Here is an 18,630-nt window from a genome sequence, read left to right on the forward strand (position 1 = left end):
CCCGTAAACCGGCCCCGCCTTGCAGGATGGCGTGATGCGAATGCGTCTTTCGCACTCCGCTTCGAGCAGCCACTCAGCCTTCGAGCAGCAGGCTCTCCGGGTCTTCGATCAGCCGTTTGATGGTCACCAGGAACTGCACCGCTTCTGCCCCGTCCACGATTCTGTGGTCATAGGACAAAGCCACGTACATCATCGGGCGAATCTCCACCTGACCGTTGACCGCAATGGGGCGCTGCTGGATGCCGTGCATGCCCAGAATGCCCACTTGTGGACCGTTCAAAATCGGCGTCGAGAACAGCGAACCAAAGACTCCGCCGTTGGTAATGGTGAAGGTGCCGCCCTGCAGGTCACTGAGGCTCAGCGTGTTGCTGCGGGCCTTTTCCGCCAGTCGGGCGATTTCCCGTTCGATCTCCGCAAAGTTCAGGCGGTCGGCATCCCGGACCACGGGCACCACCAACCCGCCTTCGGCTGCCACGGCGATGCCGATGTCGTAGTGGTGCTTGACAATCATCTCGTCGCCGCGGATTTCAGCGTTCAGCAACGGGAACTGCTTGAGCGCGGCAACCGTAGCTTTCGTGAAGAACGACATAAAGCCCAGGTTCACGCCATGCTTTTCAGAGAACGCGGCCTTGCGGCGCTTGCGCACCTCCATGACGTTGGTCATGTCGATCTCGTTGAACGTTGTCAACATCGCGGCTGTGTGCTGCACTTCCACCAATCGGCGCGCAATGGTCTGGCGACGGCGAGACATCTTCTGCACTTCCTCGTCCGGGCGCGCACCCTCGGCTTGAGGCGCCGCAGCCGGGCGGGCCGCAGGTGCAGGCGCTGCGCTCGCCTGGGCAGCCGGTGCAGGGGTCGACGAGCGATTCGCGTAGGCCAGGACATCCTGTTCGGTGATTCGGCCCATGCCGCCGGTCCCGACGACCTGGTTCAAGTCAACGCCGCGCTCATGCGCCAGCCGGCGAACCGCCGGCGTTGCACGGGACAAGCCATTGTCTGCCGCCGGGGCCGGGGCCGCTGCGGTCGCGGCCGGGGCGGCTTGTGCAGCTGGCTGCGCCTGCGGCGCTGCAGCTGGGGTCGGCACCGGCGCCGCCGGTGCTGGTGCTGGCGCCGCTGCTGCTGGCGCTTCTGCGCCGCGCGCTGCGCCCTCGCTGCCTGCGCCCGCCGGCCCGATTTCACCGATGGCGTGCCCGACCTGGACGGTTTCCCCAGGGCCTGCCGTGATGGCGGTCAATACCCCGTCTTCTTCCGCGATGACTTCCACGTTGACCTTGTCCGTTTCCAGTTCAGCGACAGCTTCCCCTGCCGACACGGGGTCGCCAGGCTGCTTAAACCAGTTCAACACCGTCGCTTCAACGATGGATTCTCCTAGTTCTGGAACTCGAATCTCGCTCATTTCTTTGCCCCTCCAGTCTCCGTTGCCATTCCTTCTACAGTTGCCTCGAGGATTTGCCGCTGCACGGCGTCATGCGTATGTGCCTGTCCTTCTGCCGGGCTCGACCGTTCTGGACGGCCGATGTACCGCAGCGGCAGCGACCCCAGAATCTCCCGCAGCCTTGGCTCCATGTAGGTCCACGCCCCCATGTTGCGCGGTTCCTCTTGCAGCCAAACGACTTCTTCGAGATTCGGGAAACGCTGCAGGAACGCCTGGATTTCCTCTGCCGGGAACGGGTACAGCTGTTCGACGCGCAAGGCTGCAATCGCTGGAATGGGCTCGCGCTCTTCCAGGAACGCTGACAAATCGACGCCGACCTTGCCGGATGACAGGACCAATCTGCGCACGGCGGACGGATCCTCGTGCGGGGTCGCAAGCAGGACTGGCTGGAACGACCCTTCGGCGAGTTCAGCTGGGGTCGAAGCTGCCCGCTGGTTCCGCAGCAAGCTCTTTGGCGTCATCACAATCAGCGGCCGCGGATCGGTGCGCAGCTGCGCCGCCTGGGACCGCAGCAAATGGAAGTACTGTGCAGCCGTCGTCGGGTTGACGACGCGCCAGTTGTTCTCGGCAGACAACTGCAGATAGCGCTCCACACGAGCGCTTGAATGTTCCGGACCCTGACCTTCGTATCCATGCGGCAACAGCATCACCAGACCAGAGGACTGCTGCCACTTCGCCCGACCTGAGGACAGGAACTGGTCAATCAACACCTGCCCAGCGTTGGCGAAGTCACCGAACTGCGCTTCCCAAATCACCATCGTCTCCGGCGCCTGAACGTTGTAGCCGTATTCGAAGCCAATCACTGCCGCTTCCGTCAACGGGCTGTTGAAAATCGCAAACGACGCCTTCGCCTGCGGCAGCTGCTGCAACGGACAGTAGGTCGCGCCCGTCTTTTCATCATGCAGGACCAGGTGGCGCTGACTGAACGTGCCTCTCTGCACATCCTGGCCGCTCATCCGAATCGGCGTTCCCTCGCTGAGGATGCTGGCAAACGCCAGCGCCTCACCGTGCGCCCAGTCCACCTTGCCGTCGCCCTCAAACGCTGCCCGGCGACGCTCCAGCACACCGCGGTGCAGCTTCTGATACACGTTGAAGCCGGGCGGCTGCGCCAGCAGCGCCTCGTTCAGCGAACGCAGGGTGTCCAGCGGCACAGGAGCCGGCTGAGCGGGCGCCGTGGTGCTGTCAGAAATCAGCGACGGGACGCTTTCCTCCTCGTGATCTTTCAGGTCCTTGTAAGCCTGCTGCAGCTTTTGCTGCGTACGCTCTTCATGGGCTTTCAGGTCCTGTTCAGCCACGATGCCGTTCTTCACCAAGGTATCCGCGTACAGGGCGCGTACGGTTGGGTGCTTGCTGACCTTCGCGTACATCGTCGGCTGGGTCATGACCGGGTCGTCCATTTCGTTGTGGCCCCACCGCCGGTAACCAATGAGGTCAATCAAAAAGTCCTTGTGGAACTTCTTCCGATACGCATGCGCCATCCGAACGGCCGCGATGCAGGCGTCCGGGTCGTCCGCGTTCACGTGCACAATCGGGATCTCGAACCCTTTGGCCAAGTCGCTGGCGTAGCGTGTGGAACGTCCTTCTTCTTCCGTTGCCGTAAAGCCCAGCTGATTGTTGGCGATGATGTGAATCGTGCCGCCGGTGTGGTAGCCGCGCAGACGGGACATGTTCAAGGTCTCCGCTACGACGCCCTCACCCGGGAACGCCGCATCGCCGTGAATCAGCACAGCGAGGGAAACATCCACGTCCAGGTCAGGTTCGCCAGGGTGTGACCGGTCATCCTGAGCCGCGCGTGCAAATCCTTCCACGACGGGGTTGACAAACTCCAGGTGACTCGGGTTGTTGGCCATGACCAGGGTAACTTCGCGGACGTCTCCCTCGTGTACCGCGCGGCTGGCGCCAAGGTGATACTTCACATCGCCCGTCCAGCCGTAGTTGATGCCCATGGAACCTTCCGAAGGCACGAGTTCCTTGTTCGGGGCTGAGTGAAACTCGGAAAAGATCTTGCCGTACGGCTTGCCCAGGATATGAGCCAGGACATTCAGGCGGCCGCGGTGCGCCATGCCCATCATCACGCTCTTTGCACCGGCACCAACCGCGTCCTGAATCAACGCGTCCAGCATCGGGACGAGCATGTCCACGCCCTCAATGGAAAACCGCTTCTGCCCGACAAACGTCCGGTGCAGGAAACGTTCAAACGCCTCCACTTCCACCAGGCGAAACAGAGTTTCCTGCTTCTGCGCACGCGGAATCGACTTCAGAAAATATTCGCTTTCTGCCATTTGGGTCAGCCATTGCTGTTCCTCGCTGTTATGTACGTGCGCGAAGTCGTAAGCAATGGTGCCCGAGTAAATCGCGTACAGCCGCCGGATGGCGTCCAGACCCGTAACCACGTCCGTCGGCGCTTCCCGCCAGACCCAATGGGCCGGAATCGCAGCCAAGTCGGCTTCGGTCAATTCGTAGGAGGCCGGGTCCAGCAGCGGATTGTTAGGGACTTCGTCGACCAGCGGATTGACGCGCGCAACCAGGTGGCCGTACGCACGCAGGTTCCGAACGAGCCGCTGTGCTGCCAGGACCTGGCGCATGCCCGGTTCCGTGGTCGCGGTTACCGCAGTCGTTTGTCCGCTGAATTGATCCGCCGAGTAGGTTTCAACAGGCGGAGGTCCAAGGCGCTGAAACAGCGCTTGCGTTTCCGGGTCAACCTCCGCCGGGTTGGCCAGGAATCGCTCGTACAGTTCAATCGCGTATCCAAGGTTGGGCCCTGCGAGTTCCTCCCATGAACCGACCTGTGCGAAATGTTGAATACTCACAAGAACTCCACTCCCTTCCCAGGGATCCATCTCTCTACGGACCCTTCATCCATGCCTTACTCTTTCCATATCGCCTTGCTCATACGCAAAGTGTTGGCATAGGCGGTTCCCCGATCCCTGTAGCCGAGCCGCCGATAGAACCGAATGGCGCGCTCGTTATTTTTCTGTACATGAAGCGTGATCGCATGCAAGCCTTTTTGCCGGGCGATCTCTTCTAGTCGCTTCATGACGCGGCCGCCAAACCCCTGCCCCTGGAATTTGGCGTCTATGACGATTGTGTTAAGGTGGAGCGCCGTGGCTGGCTGGGAATACGCAAAGAAACCAACCAGGCGACCGGACCCGTCCTCCAGGACTTCAATCGTCGCCTCCGGATCGAATATCTCAGCTGGGTTGACCCGACGTCCCCACGCCTTCATTAAGATAGCATCCATTTCGCGCGCAGCCAAGTGCAAGAGTCGATTCTCGTCGTCTCTGCGCATCGGTCTCATCACGATAGGTGCTTGTGACAGGCCATCATCTGCCTTTCCCAGCCCAGGCACATCTGCATCGAACGTCACGATTTCCGGATCACGGTCGGTGATGACCACCGTGTGCTCGAAATGCGCAGCGAGGCTCCCGTCGACCGTGGCGTCAGTCCAGCCGTCCGGTTTTCGGTACGTCAGGCGCGAGCCGGCACTCACCACGGGTTCAATGGCCACGACCATGCCTGGCCGAAGCACCGGTCCCGTGCCGGGCGGGCCAAAGTTGGCGATCGCCGGCTCCTCGTGCAGGTCTGTGCCTACGCCATGCCCGAACGCGCGACGGACCACCATCAAGCCATGCGTTCGGACGACCGACTGAATCGCGGATGAGATGTCTGAACACCGCTTGCCCGCTCGCGCCTGCGCAATGCCAGCCCACAGCGCGTTCTGCGCCGCTTGTCGCAGCAACACCGCTTGCCGAAGGAACTCGGCTGTCTGTACGCCCGCCCCAACCTGGTGCGTCACCGCCGCATCTGTGTGAACACCGGCATAGCAAACGCTCACGTCCACCTTGACGAGGTCCCCCGGCACAATGGCGCGCGTTCCGGGCACGCCGTGCCCAACTTCATCGTTGATGGAAATACACACGTGCCCAGGAAAGCCCTGTGGCTCGCGAATGGACGACGTGGCTCCTGCCTCGGCGAGCACCCGCGCTGCGATTTCATCGAGCTCCCGTGTCGTGACCCCCGGCTGCAGGGCCTTGTAAATGTTCGAGTGAACCCATCGATTCACGGCACCGCACGCTCGAAAGCGTCGGATCTCTTCCGCAGACCGGATGTGAATCATCCGCATCGCGCCTCCTCTATCATACCGAATTCAGCCGCATTCAGCACGACTTTCGACCACGTGCAGTGCGAACGTTTTACCACCCGAGCGCCAAACACGGCCCCATGGTACCGATATGACATGCACGGTTTTCAAGAAACGGGCAGGTGCCCTCGCGGCACCTGCGGAGTCTAAGGAGCGTGAATGCGCATTTGACTATAGAGTGAAAAGAGCGTCAAAGGGGGAGCCGTGATGTCTGTTCAGCCGATTCTTCAGGGGGATATTCCACCGCTGCGGCAGCGAAGTGACGATGTGACCACGTTCGACCATCACCTGCACCGTCTGTTGGCGGACTTGACCGACACACTGGCGGCGTACCGAGGGGTTGGATTGTCTGCACCGCAAATCGGCGTACACCAGCGCGTCATGGTCGTTGACATTGGCAGCGGTGTGATGGAATTCATCAATCCACAGATCACAGACGCGGTCGGTTGCGTGGAAGGGTACGAGTCTTGCTTGAGCTTCCCCGACCACACGCTCAAGATTGCGCGCCCAGAGCACTTCACCGTAAAGGCTCTGGACCGCTGCGGGCAGCCCTTTCAACTGGAGGCCGCTGGATTCTTGGCGCGCGTGATTTGCCATGAGGTCGACCACCTCGACGGTGTCCTGTTCATGGATTATTTGTCCGAGGAAGAATTGTTCATACAATTGTTAGAAAACGCGTCCCTTATCGAGGATGCGGACGATGATCCCGCCGACGCTCGCGAGGAAGAGGAAGAATTAGAAGCTGAAGCAAGCGCTCCAGACGACCTTTTGCAGGAACGACTGGTGCAGGCCGAGCAGGAAGAACTGCAAATGGCATTGGATATGCTGTCAGAAGCCGCCTGGAAACTGACGTTGTCGGCGGAAATCCTGCACGACTACCAAGCGGCACTGAACGGCGTGATCGACTGGGCCGCACTGGACGAGATGATGCAGGCACTGGACAGCGTTGTGGACGCCATCACCACACAGGTGCAGACGGAGCCGTGAAGCGAGCGGGACCGAAGCGACACGTTAACTCGCGAACTCGCCGGGGTCACCCGATGTTGCAGATGGGATATTCCGTCGCTGCCGCGCCGCCTGGAGCATCGATCCGGAGTAGAGTACCAGCGCAGCCCAAATCAGCGAGAAGGACAGGAGGTCAGCACGGGTGAACGACTCGTGATAGATGAGAATCCCAAGCAGCAGCGTGATGGTCGGCGACAAGTACTGAATGACACCAATCGTCGCCAGGTTGAGTGTCCGCGCGGCCATGCCGAACCACAAAAGGGGTGTCGCGGTTGCGACGCCAGCCAGCACCAACAGGACAATGTGCGACGGCGGCAATGTGTGCAAATGCCCTTGGTGGGCCAAGGTAAGCCACAGCACATAGAGAAGCGAGATGGGAAACGTCAGCGTCGTCTCCCACGTCAGGCTCACAAACGCGTCTACGGGCACCAGTTTCTTCACCAGGCCATAGAACCCGAACGTACCCGCCAACGCCAAGGCCAACCAAGGCACCTTCCCGTAGACGACGACCATCGAGCCGACGCCGAGGGCTGCCACCCCGATGGCGACCCACTGCCAGCGGGAAAGACGCTCTCGCAAGAATACAACGCCCAGCAAGACGTTGACGAGCGGATTAATGTAATAGCCAAGACTTGCATCGACGATGTGGCCGGAGTTGACAGAGTAGATATAAACCAGCCAGTTTAATGTCACCAGCACAGCACCCACCGAAATCGCGGCCAGCCGTTTCCCATGCCGGCCAACACCCAATACATCCTGGACACGCCGCAGTACGAAAGCGAGCAGCCACACGAACACCGCCGACCAAATAATCCGGTAAGCCAACACCTCAAGCGCGGACAGCGACGAAAACGCCGTCCAGTATAACGGCAATAGTCCCCAGCCCGCATAGGCCAATGCGGCAAACAAAACGCCTTTTTTTGCTGTCATCTATCCCAATCCCCTTCACGGCAAACGAATGTCAGCTTCACTGGCGACGCCGCCCGCGCTTCGAACCCGCGCCTGTCCTGCACGCGTGTTCCACCGACCGCGGGTTTGCATCAAAAAGGCGGTGCACAGCGCACACCGCGTCGTTACAGTTTTATACAAACACAATCAAATATAGAATTCAATCCCCAGGTTACTGAGCCCGAACGCCCGATCACGACTGACAAGCGTACTGAATCTGTCGCGCACGCCGCAGCAACCCACTCGCACCGGCGCCGGCGACGCGACGCGTGCGCCAATGCAACAGGGCCCAGCAAAGTGCTGGGCCCTGTCTTCTCTCGCCTGGCGGCGTCCTACTTTCCCAGGGGTCTTCACCCCAAGTATCATCGGCGCTGGAGGTCTTAACGGTCGTGTTCGGGATGGGTACGCGTGTTTCCCCTCCGCCATTGCCACCAGACCTTCGCTTGTCCATATGCTTCGTATTGCTTCGTCACGTTCCCTCGCTCGTCGGTCACGTACATCCTTGTACGCTCCCATCCTCGCTCGTTCCGTTCCTCGCACTACTCGCATCTGTCCAAGCTCTCATTGCAAGGTCTTGTACCTTGCAAACCAGATAACGACTTTCCCCTATGCTTCCCGTCTTCCCCAACACCACGCTGGTGAAGCCCTCGACCGATTCGTATCCGTCCGCTCCACGTATCACTACGCTTCCACTCCGGACCGATCTACCTCATCTTCTTTGAGGGGTCTTACTCCGTTGACCGGATGGGATACGTTATCTTGAGGCTGGCTTCGCGCTTAGATGCTTTCAGCGCTTATCCATCCCCGACTTGGCTACCCAGCGCTGCGCCTGGCGGCACAACTGGGACACCAGCGGTCGGTTCATCCCGGTCCTCTCGTACTAAGGACAATTCCTCTCACGTATCCTGCGCCCGCGGCAGATAGGGACCGAACTGTCTCACGACGTTCTGAACCCAGCTCGCGTACCGCTTTAATGGGCGAACAGCCCAACCCTTGGGACCGACTTCAGCCCCAGGATGCGATGAGCCGACATCGAGGTGCCAAACCTCCCCGTCGATGTGGACTCTTGGGGGAGATCAGCCTGTTATCCCCGGGGTAGCTTTTATCCGTTGAGCGATGGCCCTTCCACTCGGAACCACCGGGTCACTAAGCCCGACTTTCGTCCCTGCTCGACCTGTCCGTCTCGCAGTCAAGCTCCCTTTTGCCTTTACACGCACCGCGCGATTTCCATCCGCGCTGAGGGAACCTTTGGGCGCCTCCGTTACCTTTTAGGAGGCGACCGCCCCAGTCAAACTGCCCACCTGACACTGTCCCCGCCCCTGCTTCAAGGGGCCAGGTTAGAAGACAGGCATCTCAAGGGTGGTATCCCAACGTCGACTCCACACAGGCTGGCGCCCATGCTTCTCTGTCTCCCACCTATCCTGTACATGACATACCCATCTCCCATATCAAGCTACAGTCAAGCTCCACGGGGTCTTTCCGTCTAGCCGCGGGTAACCTGCATCTTCACAGGTATTACAATTTCACCGGGTCTCTCGTTGAGACAGCGCCCAAGTCGTTACGCCATTCGTGCGGGTCAGAACTTACCTGACAAGGAATTTCGCTACCTTAGGACCGTTATAGTTACGGCCGCCGTTTACTGGGGCTTCAATTCAGAGCTTCGGGTTTCCCCTAACCCCTCCTCTTAACCTTCCAGCACCGGGCAGGCGTCAGCCCCTATACTTCGCCTTTCGGCTTCGCAGAGACCTGTGTTTTTGCTAAACAGTCGCTTGGGCCTTTTCACTGCGGCTCTCTCGAGCGCCCCTTCTCCCGAAGTTACGGGGCCATTTTGCCGAGTTCCTTAACGAGAGTTCTCCCGCGCGCCTCCGTGTTCTCCACGCGCCCACCTGTGTCGGTTTCCGGTACGGGCACCTCATAACTCGCTAGAGGCTTTTCTTGGCAGTGTGAAGCTCAGGACTTCGGTACTGTTCTTCCCTCCCCTTCACAGCTCAGGCTTCCCAGCGTGCGGATTTGCCTGCACGCCACCCTCGCTGCTTGGACGCCCTCTTCCAGCCGGGCGCTTCCCTGCTCCTCCTGCGTCACCCCTTCGCTCATGCGCTATTCGGTGGTACGGGAATTTCCACCCGTTGTCCTTCGACTACGCCTCTCGGCCTCGCCTTAGGTCCCGACTTACCCTGGGCGGACGATCCTTCCCCAGGAACCCTTGGGCTTTCGGCGGACAAGATTCTCACTTGTCTTTTCGCTACTCATACCGGCATTCTCACTTCCATGCGCTCCACCAAGCCTCCCAGCTCAGCTTCTCCGCCCATGGAACGCTCCCCTACCATGCATTCCTGCATCCATAGCTTCGGTGTCCAGTTTAGCCCCGTTACATTTTCCGCGCGGCAGCACTCGACCAGTGAGCTATTACGCACTCTTTCAATGGTGGCTGCTTCTAAGCCAACATCCTGGTTGTCTGTGCACCGCCACATCGTTTCCCACTTAACTGGCACTTCGGGACCTTAGCTGTTGGTCTGGGCTGTTTCCCTTTTGACCACGGATCTTAGCACTCGTAGTCTGACTGCCAAGGTTGATAAAACGGCATTCGGAGTTTGACTGAACTTGGTAACCCTGGTCGGGCCCCGCACTCAATCAGTGCTCTACCTCCGTCCCTCTTCCCTTGACGCTCGCCCTAAAGCGATTTCGGGGAGAACCAGCTATCTCCGGGTTCGATTGGAATTTCTCCCCTACCCCCAGTTCATCCCCCGGCTTTTCAACGCCGGTGGGTTCGGGCCTCCATGCGGTGTTACCCGCACTTCACCCTGACCAGGGGTAGATCACCCGGTTTCGGGTCGATGACAACGAACTATCCGCCCTCTTCAGACTCGCTTTCGCTGCGGCTCCGGCTTTCCCGCCTTAACCTCGCTCGTCATCATCACTCGCCGGTTCATTCTACAAAAGGCACGCCGTCACATGTCACGCATGCTCCGACTGATTGTAAGCACACGGTTTCAGGTTCTCTTTCACTCCGCTCCCGCGGTTCTTTTCACCTTTCCCTCACGGTACTATCCGCTATCGGTCGCCAGGGAGTATTTAGCCTTAGGAGGTGGTCCTCCCGGATTCCCACGGGGTTTCTCGTGTCCCGCGGTACTTGGGTCCTTGTGCCACGAAGCTGATTCTGTTTCGCCTACCGGGCTCTCACCGTCTCTGGCCGGCCTTCCCATGCCGTTCGACTACAGACTCAGTTTCTCACTTCGCGACGGCCTTGCAGTGCCCTCCGCACAAGTCCCGCTACCCCAGTCCTGCAACGGCTGCAACCTTTTACACAGCACTGGTTTGGGCTCTTCCGCGTTCGCTCGCCACTACTTGCGGAATCACGTTTGTTTTCTCTTCCTCGGGGTACTGAGATGTTTCAGTTCTCCCGGTTGCCTCCACTTACCTATGTATTCAGTAAGCGGTACTGACCCATGACGGTCAGTGGGTTCCCCCATTCGGACATCCACGGATCCATGCTCGCTTACAGCTCCCCGTGGCATTTCGGTGTTCGCCCCGTCCTTCGTCGGCTCCTGGCGCCTAGGCATCCTCCGTGCGCCCTTCCTACCTTCACCTGTTTGCGTCCTTCGATCCGCTTCGGACTGCTTCGTCGCCTTCGCGCGCTCGTCACTCACGTACCCTACAGTACGCTCGTTTCCTCACGCGTTCGGCTCCTCGCATTCCTCGCGTCTCAAATTCCGCATGCTCACAGTTACCCACTGTGTTCGTGTCGGTTTGACTTCTTCATAGGAGTCGTTATCCAGTTTCCAAGGTACATTCCGGCTCTCGATCTGCTTTCGCACATCCAAAGCCCCTTTGAGTTCACCTGCCTGCTTGCGCAGGGTTGGCTCCCTCAAAACTAAACACGCACCGCGACAGTGCCTCTTACTCCGTAGAAAGGAGGTGATCCAGCCGCACCTTCCGATACGGCTACCTTGTTACGACTTCACCCCAATCATCAACCCCACCTTCGGCGGCTGGCCCCCTGACGGGTTACCCCACCGACTTCGGGTGTTGCCGACTCTCGTGGTGTGACGGGCGGTGTGTACAAGGCCCGGGAACGGATTCACCGCGGCATGCTGATCCGCGATTACTAGCAATTCCGGCTTCATGCAGGCGAGTTGCAGCCTGCAATCCGAACTACGAACGGCTTTCAGGGGTTTGCTCCACCTCGCGGTCTCGCTTCCCGTTGTACCGCCCATTGTAGCACGTGTGTAGCCCAGGACATAAAGGGCATGATGATTTGACGTCATCCCCGCCTTCCTCCGACTTACGCCGGCAGTCAACTGTGAGTCCCCACCTTCACGTGCTGGTAACACAGTTCAAGGGTTGCGCTCGTTGCGGGACTTAACCCAACATCTCACGACACGAGCTGACGACAACCATGCACCACCTGTCTCCCCTGCCCCGAAGGGAAACCGCATCTCTGCGGCTGTCAGGGGGATGTCAAGCCCTGGTAAGGTTCTTCGCGTTGCTTCGAATTAAACCACATGCTCCACTGCTTGTGCGGGCCCCCGTCAATTCCTTTGAGTTTCAGTCTTGCGACCGTACTCCCCAGGCGGAGTGCTTATTGGGTTTCCTTCGGCACTGAGGGTGGTACCCCCCAACACCTAGCACTCATCGTTTACGGCGTGGACTACCAGGGTATCTAATCCTGTTTGCTCCCCACGCTTTCGTGCCTCAGCGTCAGTCACTGTCCAGCAAGGCGCCTTCGCCACTGGTATTCCTCCGCATATCTACGCATTCCACCGCTACACGCGGAATTCCCCTTGCCTCTCCAGCACTCAAGTTACGCAGTTTCCAAGGCATTCCCAGGGTTGAGCCCTGGACTTTCACCCCGGACACACGCAACCGCCTACGCACGCTTTACGCCCAGTGATTCCGGACAACGCTTGCCCCCTACGTATTACCGCGGCTGCTGGCACGTAGTTAGCCGGGGCTTCCTCTCTCGGTACCGTCTCTCAAGGGGCTTTCCACTCCCCTTGCCGCTCTTCCCGAGTGACTGAGCTTTACAACCCGAAGGCCTTCTTCGCTCACGCGGCGTTGCTCCGTCAGGCTTGCGCCCATTGCGGAAGATTCCCTACTGCTGCCTCCCGTAGGAGTCTGGGCCGTGTCTCAGTCCCAGTGTGGCCGTCCACCCTCTCAGGTCGGCTACGCATCGTCGCCTTGGTGAGCCGTTACCCCACCAACCAGCTAATGCGCCGCGGGCTCCTCCATCTGCGGTGCATTTGCACCTTTCCCAGCGAGCAGATGCCTGCTCGCTGCCTATCCGGCATTAGCACCCGTTTCCAGGCGTTATTCCGGTCAGTTGGGCAGATTACCCACGTGTTACTCACCCGTCCGCCGCTGACCCCGAAGGGTCCGCTCGACTTGCATGTATTAGGCACGCCGCCAGCGTTCGTCCTGAGCCAGGATCAAACTCTCAAAAAGGTTTGTCTTGCTCATTCGACTTTCGTCGATTACGTTACACTGTCGCTTTCTTGCGTGTTTAGTTTTCAAGGAACCAACATTGCCTTCCGCTTCACAACTTGTCTCTCGTTTGGCGGTTCAAACCGGGTCAACGTGGAGAAAAGCTTGATGTGACGCGGAATTTCGGGTGGTATTCCACCCGGCCGCCTCGGCGGCGACATCGACTAATATACCACGCTGGATAGGCGAGATCAACTGGTATTCGTGCCCAAATTGAAATTTATTCGTGTGAGGTCAAACGCATGCCCCACACATCCACCCTGTCTAACCATGAACGCTAAGCCGTTCACCTATGTCCAACCCATCCCACAGCCGCTGCGCTTGCGGACCGCCCACAGGCCACCGGACAGGCGCCTAGCGCCATAGCATTCATCGCACCAACTTCCGCCAAATCCTCCTGCTTTTAAGCGCTCCCCCCGCCGAACCGAACCGCATGTTTTCAACCAGGGTCACACATGATATCACCTGCAGCACAAGTCATCACCGAGTGGAGGGATGTACGATGCACCAGATTCAGCAAATCCGAAGCATTGCACAGCAGTTGGCGGCCCAGGAGCAGCAGAACGCGCAGATTCTCGCAAGCCAGTTGGCACAGAAAGAGCGAAACGCTGCGCAGCTTTTGCAGCAATGCATCCAGCTTTGCGATCAGCTGCAGTATCAACTCTCTAATCAGATGAACACGCAAAGTTCAGGGTATGGCACAGAATATGGCCACGCCAATTTTGGCGTGAGCGCCGTACTCCAGGCAGACCGGAACGCGTGGAACAACAGCAGCGCGTACGGCCAACAGAGCCACTTCCAAGGCGGAGCAGGCGGAAGCTCGTCGTTCCAGCCGACGCAGTTCACAAGTGGTTCCATGTCCAACATCATGCAGGCTGACCGTGTTGGACAATCCAACGCTGGGCCAAGTCAGCAGTACTACAACCGCTACAACACCCTTCAATAACCGCTCGGTTTCGTCTGTGCTGTCAAAACCCCCGACCCCTCCGAACGGACGGAGGGCGCCGGGGGTTTTCATCTTTCGCACGCGATGCAGCATGGATTAGCCGCATCCAATCCGCATTCCATCGCCTCAACGGAACCCCAATACCGGATGCGGGACATACGGTTCTTCCAACATCGCGACTTCCTCGGGCGACAACTGAACCGATAACGCAGCCACCGCGTCTTCCAGGTGGTGCATTTTTGTGGCACCCACAATCGGGGCCGTCACTGGCTCCTTTTGCAGGACCCACGCCAGCGCAATTTGCGCACGCGACACGCCCCGCTGCGCGGCCAACTCGGCAACCCGCTCCACGATGCGGCGGTCTGTGTCCGCCGTCTGCGCATACAGCGACTTGCCGAACTCGTCCGTTTCCGAACGAGCTGTTGTCTCGTCCCAATCACGCGTCAAGCGGCCCCGCGCCAAGGGGCTCCACGGAATGACCGCAATGCCTTCTTCCTTGCAGAGCGGCAGCATCTCCCGCTCCTCTTCCCGGTACAGCAAATTGAGGTAGTTCTGCATCGAGACAAACCGCATCCACCCGTGCTTTTCTGCAGTGTGCAAAGCCTTCAGAAACTGCCACGCGTACATCGAAGACGCACCGATGTACCGCGCTTTCCCGGCTTTCACCACATCATGGAGCGCTTCCATCGTCTCCTCAATGGGGGTCGTGTAGTCCCAGCGATGAATCTGGTACAAATCGACGTAGTCTGTCCCCAGGCGCTTCAGACTGTTGTCGATCTCGGCCAGAATCGCCTTCCTGGACAGTCCCGCCCCGTTCGGTCCGGGCCGCATCCGATTGTACACCTTCGTCGCGATCACGACCTCTTCCCGCTGCACCAGGTCCTTCAGCGCGCGCCCCAGAATCTCCTCGCTCGTCCCGTCGGAGTACACATTCGCGGTGTCAAAGAAGTTGATGCCCAGCTCCAAGGCCCGTTTGATAAACGGGCGGCTCTCTTCCTCATTCAAGACCCAGCGATGACTGCCCCGCTCCGGGACGCCGTAGCTCATGCACCCCAGGCAAATGCGAGACACTTCCAACCCGGTTTTCCCAAACTTCACATACTCCATCCCGTCACCTCCAGGTCACCTAATCCTTCGCCAGCTCTGCCTGGAATCGCGCGGTTCCGTCCTGAATGTCCGACTCCAGCAGTTCACGCAGCCGCTTGGCCTTGGCTGGGTCGGTGCCAAAAGTCGAGATCGCGACCTGGACACCCCCCTGTCGCGTACTGGCAGGGACTGTGAAGGCGCAGCGTGCCACATCGTCCGCGACATTCACCAGCCGGCCGGCCGCCTCCGCTTCCGCTGCAATGGCGCGGTTGACCTCCGGGTCGTTCGTGGCGGCAAACACCAGCCACGCCGCCGCAGCGTCACCGCTGGCATACGAGCGGTTCACCCATTCTATCTGCCCGTCTGCCGCCCATTGCAAAAGCAAATTCCCAGCCGCAGGACTGATGACTCTGACGCGCGCTTGTGCCGCCAGCAGCTTGGCAACCTTGCGTTCTGCCACCTTGCCGCCCCCAAACACGACACACAATCTGCCTTTGAGGTTGAGAAAAGCTGGATATAAAGGTGTTGTGTCTTCCAACGCGTTCGCCCCGCTTGCGTTGTACCAATGGATTGAGAAGCTGTGATGAGCAGGTGTGTTGAATGGGCGGAGGGTGAACCTCCGCCCTGCAGCCTGTATGTAGCCGGATGGATACGGTTACGCGTTTATTTTGCTTGTTTCGCTGCGTTCAACGCTGCTTCATAGTCCGGGTGCTTGCCTGCTTCCGGCACGTACTCCACATGCACGAGCTTATCGCTCGAATCGACGACAAACACCGCACGGCTTTCCAAGCGCACTTCGCGAATGTGCGTACCGTACGCGTCACCAAAGGACATACTCCGGTGGTCGGACAGCGTCTGAACGCGGTCGACGCCCGCGGCCCCGCACCAGCGCTTTTGTGCAAACGGCAGGTCCGCGCTCACGGTCAAAATCACGACATTGTCGCCCAGCTTGGACGCCTCTTCATTAAAACGACGGGTTTGCGCGTCGCACACCCCCGTGTCCAGTGAAGGCACGACACTGATGATTCGAACCTTCCCCTTCGAATCTGCCAGAGTCACCGTCGACAGGTCATTCGCCACCAACTCAAAGTCCGGAGCCACATCGCCAACCTTCAGTTCAGGCCCGACGAGTGTGCATGCTTTTCCTGCAAACAGAAATGCGCCTGCTCGTTCCACTGCCACAGAAATACGCCTCCTATTCCCATCTGATCATTTGATGAAACGCCTTGCGACTACCCCTTTATCGTACCATTTATTGTGCGAAAATCCGAACAAAAATCGGGACGTTCTCGACATGTGTTCTCGGCATGTGTTGTCCGCCTGGCCAATGGAACCTCATCCGCCGGCGCGCGCAAAGGCGTAAGACGGAAGTGTGGTAAGATCGCGACAGACGAGCGGACGCGTCGTTCCGGAGACGATGATTTCGCGCTCGAATTGATTTCGCGCTCGAATTGGACCATGTCACAGCATGATGAGGCCACCAAAGGGGACAGCCGTTGATGGAGATTACCAAAAACGTTCACCTGTTAACGTCGACCAAGGGGAGTTTTGTCTACCTCGTGCTCGGAGAAGAGCCTGTCCTCATTGATACGGGGATGCCAGGCCGGGCCGGCCGCATCGTCAAGGACTTGGGGGACATCGGGATCGACCCGAAGGACATTCGCCATATCCTCCTCACCCACCACGATGTGGACCACATTGGAAACGCGCGCGCCTTGAAGGAATGGTCGGGCGCAACGTTGTGGGCGCCTTTGCAGGACCTGTCGTACATCCATCGTGAGCAGCCGCGGCACGGGATCAAACGGGTGATTGCCGCAGTCATCAAGGCGCAAACCCCGTCCGTGGATGCCATCTACCAGCCTGGGCAAACCATCGCCGGGATTGAAATGATTGAAACCCCCGGCCACACCCCGGGGCACGTGTCGTTTCGCTTCCGGGACACGTTGTTTGCCGGAGACCTCGTCGTCAGCAAAAAAGGGAGACTGGCGCCGTCTCCCCGATTTTTAAGCTGGAACACGCAGGAAGTCTCGCGATCGATTCAGAAGCTGAAATCAGTCCAATTCGACTGGGTTTGTCCAGCGCACGGTGCGCCCGTCAAACGGACCGGACTGTTCGACTTCTGACGCAGGCATCGATTTGCCGAAAAGGATTTGCCGCACAAGGGGCCCCCAGCCAGAGGCCCCCTTTTGAGCTGCATCAGCGCGGCCGCCGAAACCAAGGCCCCTTTGACCACAGCAGCACAATGCCGTACAACGCGATGCCGGCGGTACAGATATAGAACCACCCGTTGAACCCAATGCTGCCGACCACCACGAACGTCAGCCCGCCGGCGATGCCAGCCAGCACGTACTGGGCAAACGACCACAGCGCCCAGCCGGACCCTTGCAGCGTGGGATGGATATCCTCCAGCGTCTCGGAATACAGCGCCATCCACGGCCCAAAGCCAATGCCGAGCAGAACGCCCTGGAGCGACGTGTACCAAATCATCGTCGACACAGACACCGTTTGACCAATCAAGTGAATCCAGAAGAACATGAATATCAAGGTGCCGACGACCCCGACCATGGAACAGATTTTGCGCAGCTGCAGGCGGTCGGAGATGATGCCGACGACAATCAAGGCGCCCAGATTCGCCAGCCAGAAGTAACTGGCAACCCCCGCCGCCTGGGACGGCGGATATTTGAAGACCGTTTCCAAGTAGAGCGGGCCAAACGCGGTCGTAAAGTAATAGACCAGCAGGAACAGCACAATGCCAACCGCCAGCGACCAGACGCGGAAGGAACCGAACACCATGCGGGGATTGGCAATTTCGCCGGAGACGTGTTTGGCGTTTTCTTCCACCGCTGCGGCTTCGCGTGAACTCTGGACAATCTGCGCGCGAAGGCCGGGTGACAAGTCACGAATGAAGAGTGCAACAATGATGCTGATGATGAGACAAATCGAACCCATGATGTAAAACTGTGACTGCCAACGGTCGTGAAACGCAGGGAGTGTCCAGCCTGCGATGCCGGCCGCGAGAAAGTTTGCGCCAACCGGACCGAAGGTCCACAGTCCGAAACCCAGCGCACGGCCGACCCGCGGCGTAAAGTCACGGACCAATCCGGTCGTCGCCGGTAACACCAGCCCAAGGATGATCGCCATGATGAGCCGGACAATGAGGAACCCGATGGTATTGGTCACAAACACCATGGAGAACACCGCCAGCGCTGTGACGAACGTGCCAAAGACGACAAAGAACGTGCGGCCGTGGCGGTCAAACCGCGATCCGAGCACCATGGCGACAATCCCGGAGACAACCGTCGTGCCGCCGACAATGAAGCCGTAGTTGACCAGACTCAGCTTCAGGAACGGCAGCAGCAGCGGAACGACCGGCGCCAGTTCCCCTTCGTAATTCGCGACGATATTTGCGATAATCACCAGAACCAACAATCCAACTTGCATCCATCCGCGCGGGTAGGTTGTGACCTCCCGCCGTTCGTACCACCCAATAATCCCTCTTGAAGTCTTCACTGGGGCTGTCGTAGACACGTGTACTCCCCCTCACCATACTTCGGTATCCTCTTCCTGCCGGCCAACGTACCCGGTTAT

The 18,630-nt window shown here is 59.1% G+C and carries 11 protein-coding genes and 3 rRNA genes; 3 read left to right on the forward strand and 11 right to left on the reverse strand.

Translation table 11 applies throughout. The features are described 5' to 3' along the window. Positions 1-73: 73 nt before the first annotated feature. Genes odhB through map form a run of 3 tightly spaced genes read right to left on the reverse strand, consistent with a single transcriptional unit; the run spans position 74 to position 5,552 of the window. Positions 74-1,396 (reverse strand): 2-oxoglutarate dehydrogenase complex dihydrolipoyllysine-residue succinyltransferase, encoded by a 1,323-nt coding sequence (odhB, locus tag JI721_RS01260; protein ID WP_274456277.1) that lies wholly within the window; start codon positions 1,394-1,396, stop codon positions 74-76. Further along, entirely contained in the window at positions 1,393-4,245 is a 2,853-nt protein-coding gene (locus JI721_RS01265; RefSeq protein WP_274456278.1) for a 2-oxoglutarate dehydrogenase E1 component, read from the reverse strand. Before JI721_RS01265 ends, odhB begins: the two co-directional genes overlap by 4 nt. Positions 4,246-4,301: 56 nt before the next feature. Next, positions 4,302-5,552, reverse strand: a complete 1,251-nt coding sequence (map, locus tag JI721_RS01270) for a type I methionyl aminopeptidase (protein WP_274456279.1) — start codon at positions 5,550-5,552, stop codon at positions 4,302-4,304. Positions 5,553-5,783: 231 nt separating this feature from the next. Here map and def point away from each other — a divergent pair, with 231 nt between their 5' ends. Continuing rightward, the gene (gene def, locus JI721_RS01275) at positions 5,784-6,563 is read left to right on the forward strand and encodes a peptide deformylase (RefSeq protein WP_274456280.1); all 780 of its coding nucleotides are present in this window, start codon (positions 5,784-5,786) and stop codon (positions 6,561-6,563) included. A 24-nt stretch (positions 6,564-6,587) separates the two neighbouring features. Here def and rarD read toward each other — a convergent pair whose 3' ends face one another. The 4 genes from rarD to JI721_RS01295 form a co-directional block, all read right to left on the reverse strand. Further along, positions 6,588-7,511: an EamA family transporter RarD gene (rarD, locus tag JI721_RS01280; RefSeq protein WP_274456281.1), complete on the reverse strand. Its 924-nt coding sequence runs from the start codon at positions 7,509-7,511 to the stop codon at positions 6,588-6,590. A gap of 337 nt (positions 7,512-7,848) precedes the next feature. Then, a 5S ribosomal RNA gene (gene rrf, locus JI721_RS01285) occupies positions 7,849-7,965 on the reverse strand. A 199-nt stretch (positions 7,966-8,164) separates the two neighbouring features. Next, positions 8,165-11,116, reverse strand: a 23S ribosomal RNA gene (locus JI721_RS01290). Positions 11,117-11,437: 321 nt separating this feature from the next. Continuing rightward, positions 11,438-12,971, reverse strand: a 16S ribosomal RNA gene (locus JI721_RS01295). Together the 16S, 23S and 5S rRNA genes form the textbook arrangement of a ribosomal RNA operon. 541 nt (positions 12,972-13,512) lie before the next feature. Here JI721_RS01295 and JI721_RS01300 point away from each other — a divergent pair. Then, the gene (locus JI721_RS01300) at positions 13,513-13,956 is read left to right on the forward strand and encodes a hypothetical protein (RefSeq protein WP_274456282.1); all 444 of its coding nucleotides are present in this window, start codon (positions 13,513-13,515) and stop codon (positions 13,954-13,956) included. A 126-nt stretch (positions 13,957-14,082) separates the two neighbouring features. Here JI721_RS01300 and JI721_RS01305 read toward each other — a convergent pair whose 3' ends face one another. The 3 genes from JI721_RS01305 to tpx all read right to left on the reverse strand — a co-directional run bounded on the left by JI721_RS01305 (position 14,083) and on the right by tpx (position 16,230). Next, positions 14,083-15,063, reverse strand: coding sequence for an aldo/keto reductase (locus tag JI721_RS01305; protein ID WP_274456283.1), 981 nt, complete (start codon positions 15,061-15,063; stop codon positions 14,083-14,085). 19 nt (positions 15,064-15,082) lie between these two features. Continuing rightward, entirely contained in the window at positions 15,083-15,502 is a 420-nt protein-coding gene (locus tag JI721_RS01310; protein ID WP_274456284.1) for a precorrin-2 dehydrogenase/sirohydrochlorin ferrochelatase family protein, read from the reverse strand. A gap of 203 nt (positions 15,503-15,705) precedes the next feature. Then, positions 15,706-16,230, reverse strand: coding sequence for a thiol peroxidase (gene tpx, locus JI721_RS01315; protein ID WP_274457596.1), 525 nt, complete (start codon positions 16,228-16,230; stop codon positions 15,706-15,708). 311 nt (positions 16,231-16,541) lie between these two features. Between tpx and JI721_RS01320 the strand changes: the two genes are divergently transcribed. Continuing rightward, on the forward strand, positions 16,542-17,165 hold the full coding sequence (locus JI721_RS01320; protein ID WP_274456285.1) for an MBL fold metallo-hydrolase: 624 nt from the start codon (positions 16,542-16,544) through the stop codon (positions 17,163-17,165). Between the two features lie 73 nt (positions 17,166-17,238). On the opposite strand, the gene JI721_RS01325 is transcribed toward JI721_RS01320, so the two are convergent. Then, the gene (locus JI721_RS01325; RefSeq protein ID WP_274456286.1) at positions 17,239-18,570 is read right to left on the reverse strand and encodes an MFS transporter; all 1,332 of its coding nucleotides are present in this window, start codon (positions 18,568-18,570) and stop codon (positions 17,239-17,241) included. Between the last annotated feature and the right edge of the window lie 60 nt (positions 18,571-18,630).

Source organism: Alicyclobacillus cycloheptanicus, assembly GCF_028751525.1.
Lineage (GTDB): Bacteria > Bacillota > Bacilli > Alicyclobacillales > Alicyclobacillaceae > Alicyclobacillus_L > Alicyclobacillus_L cycloheptanicus.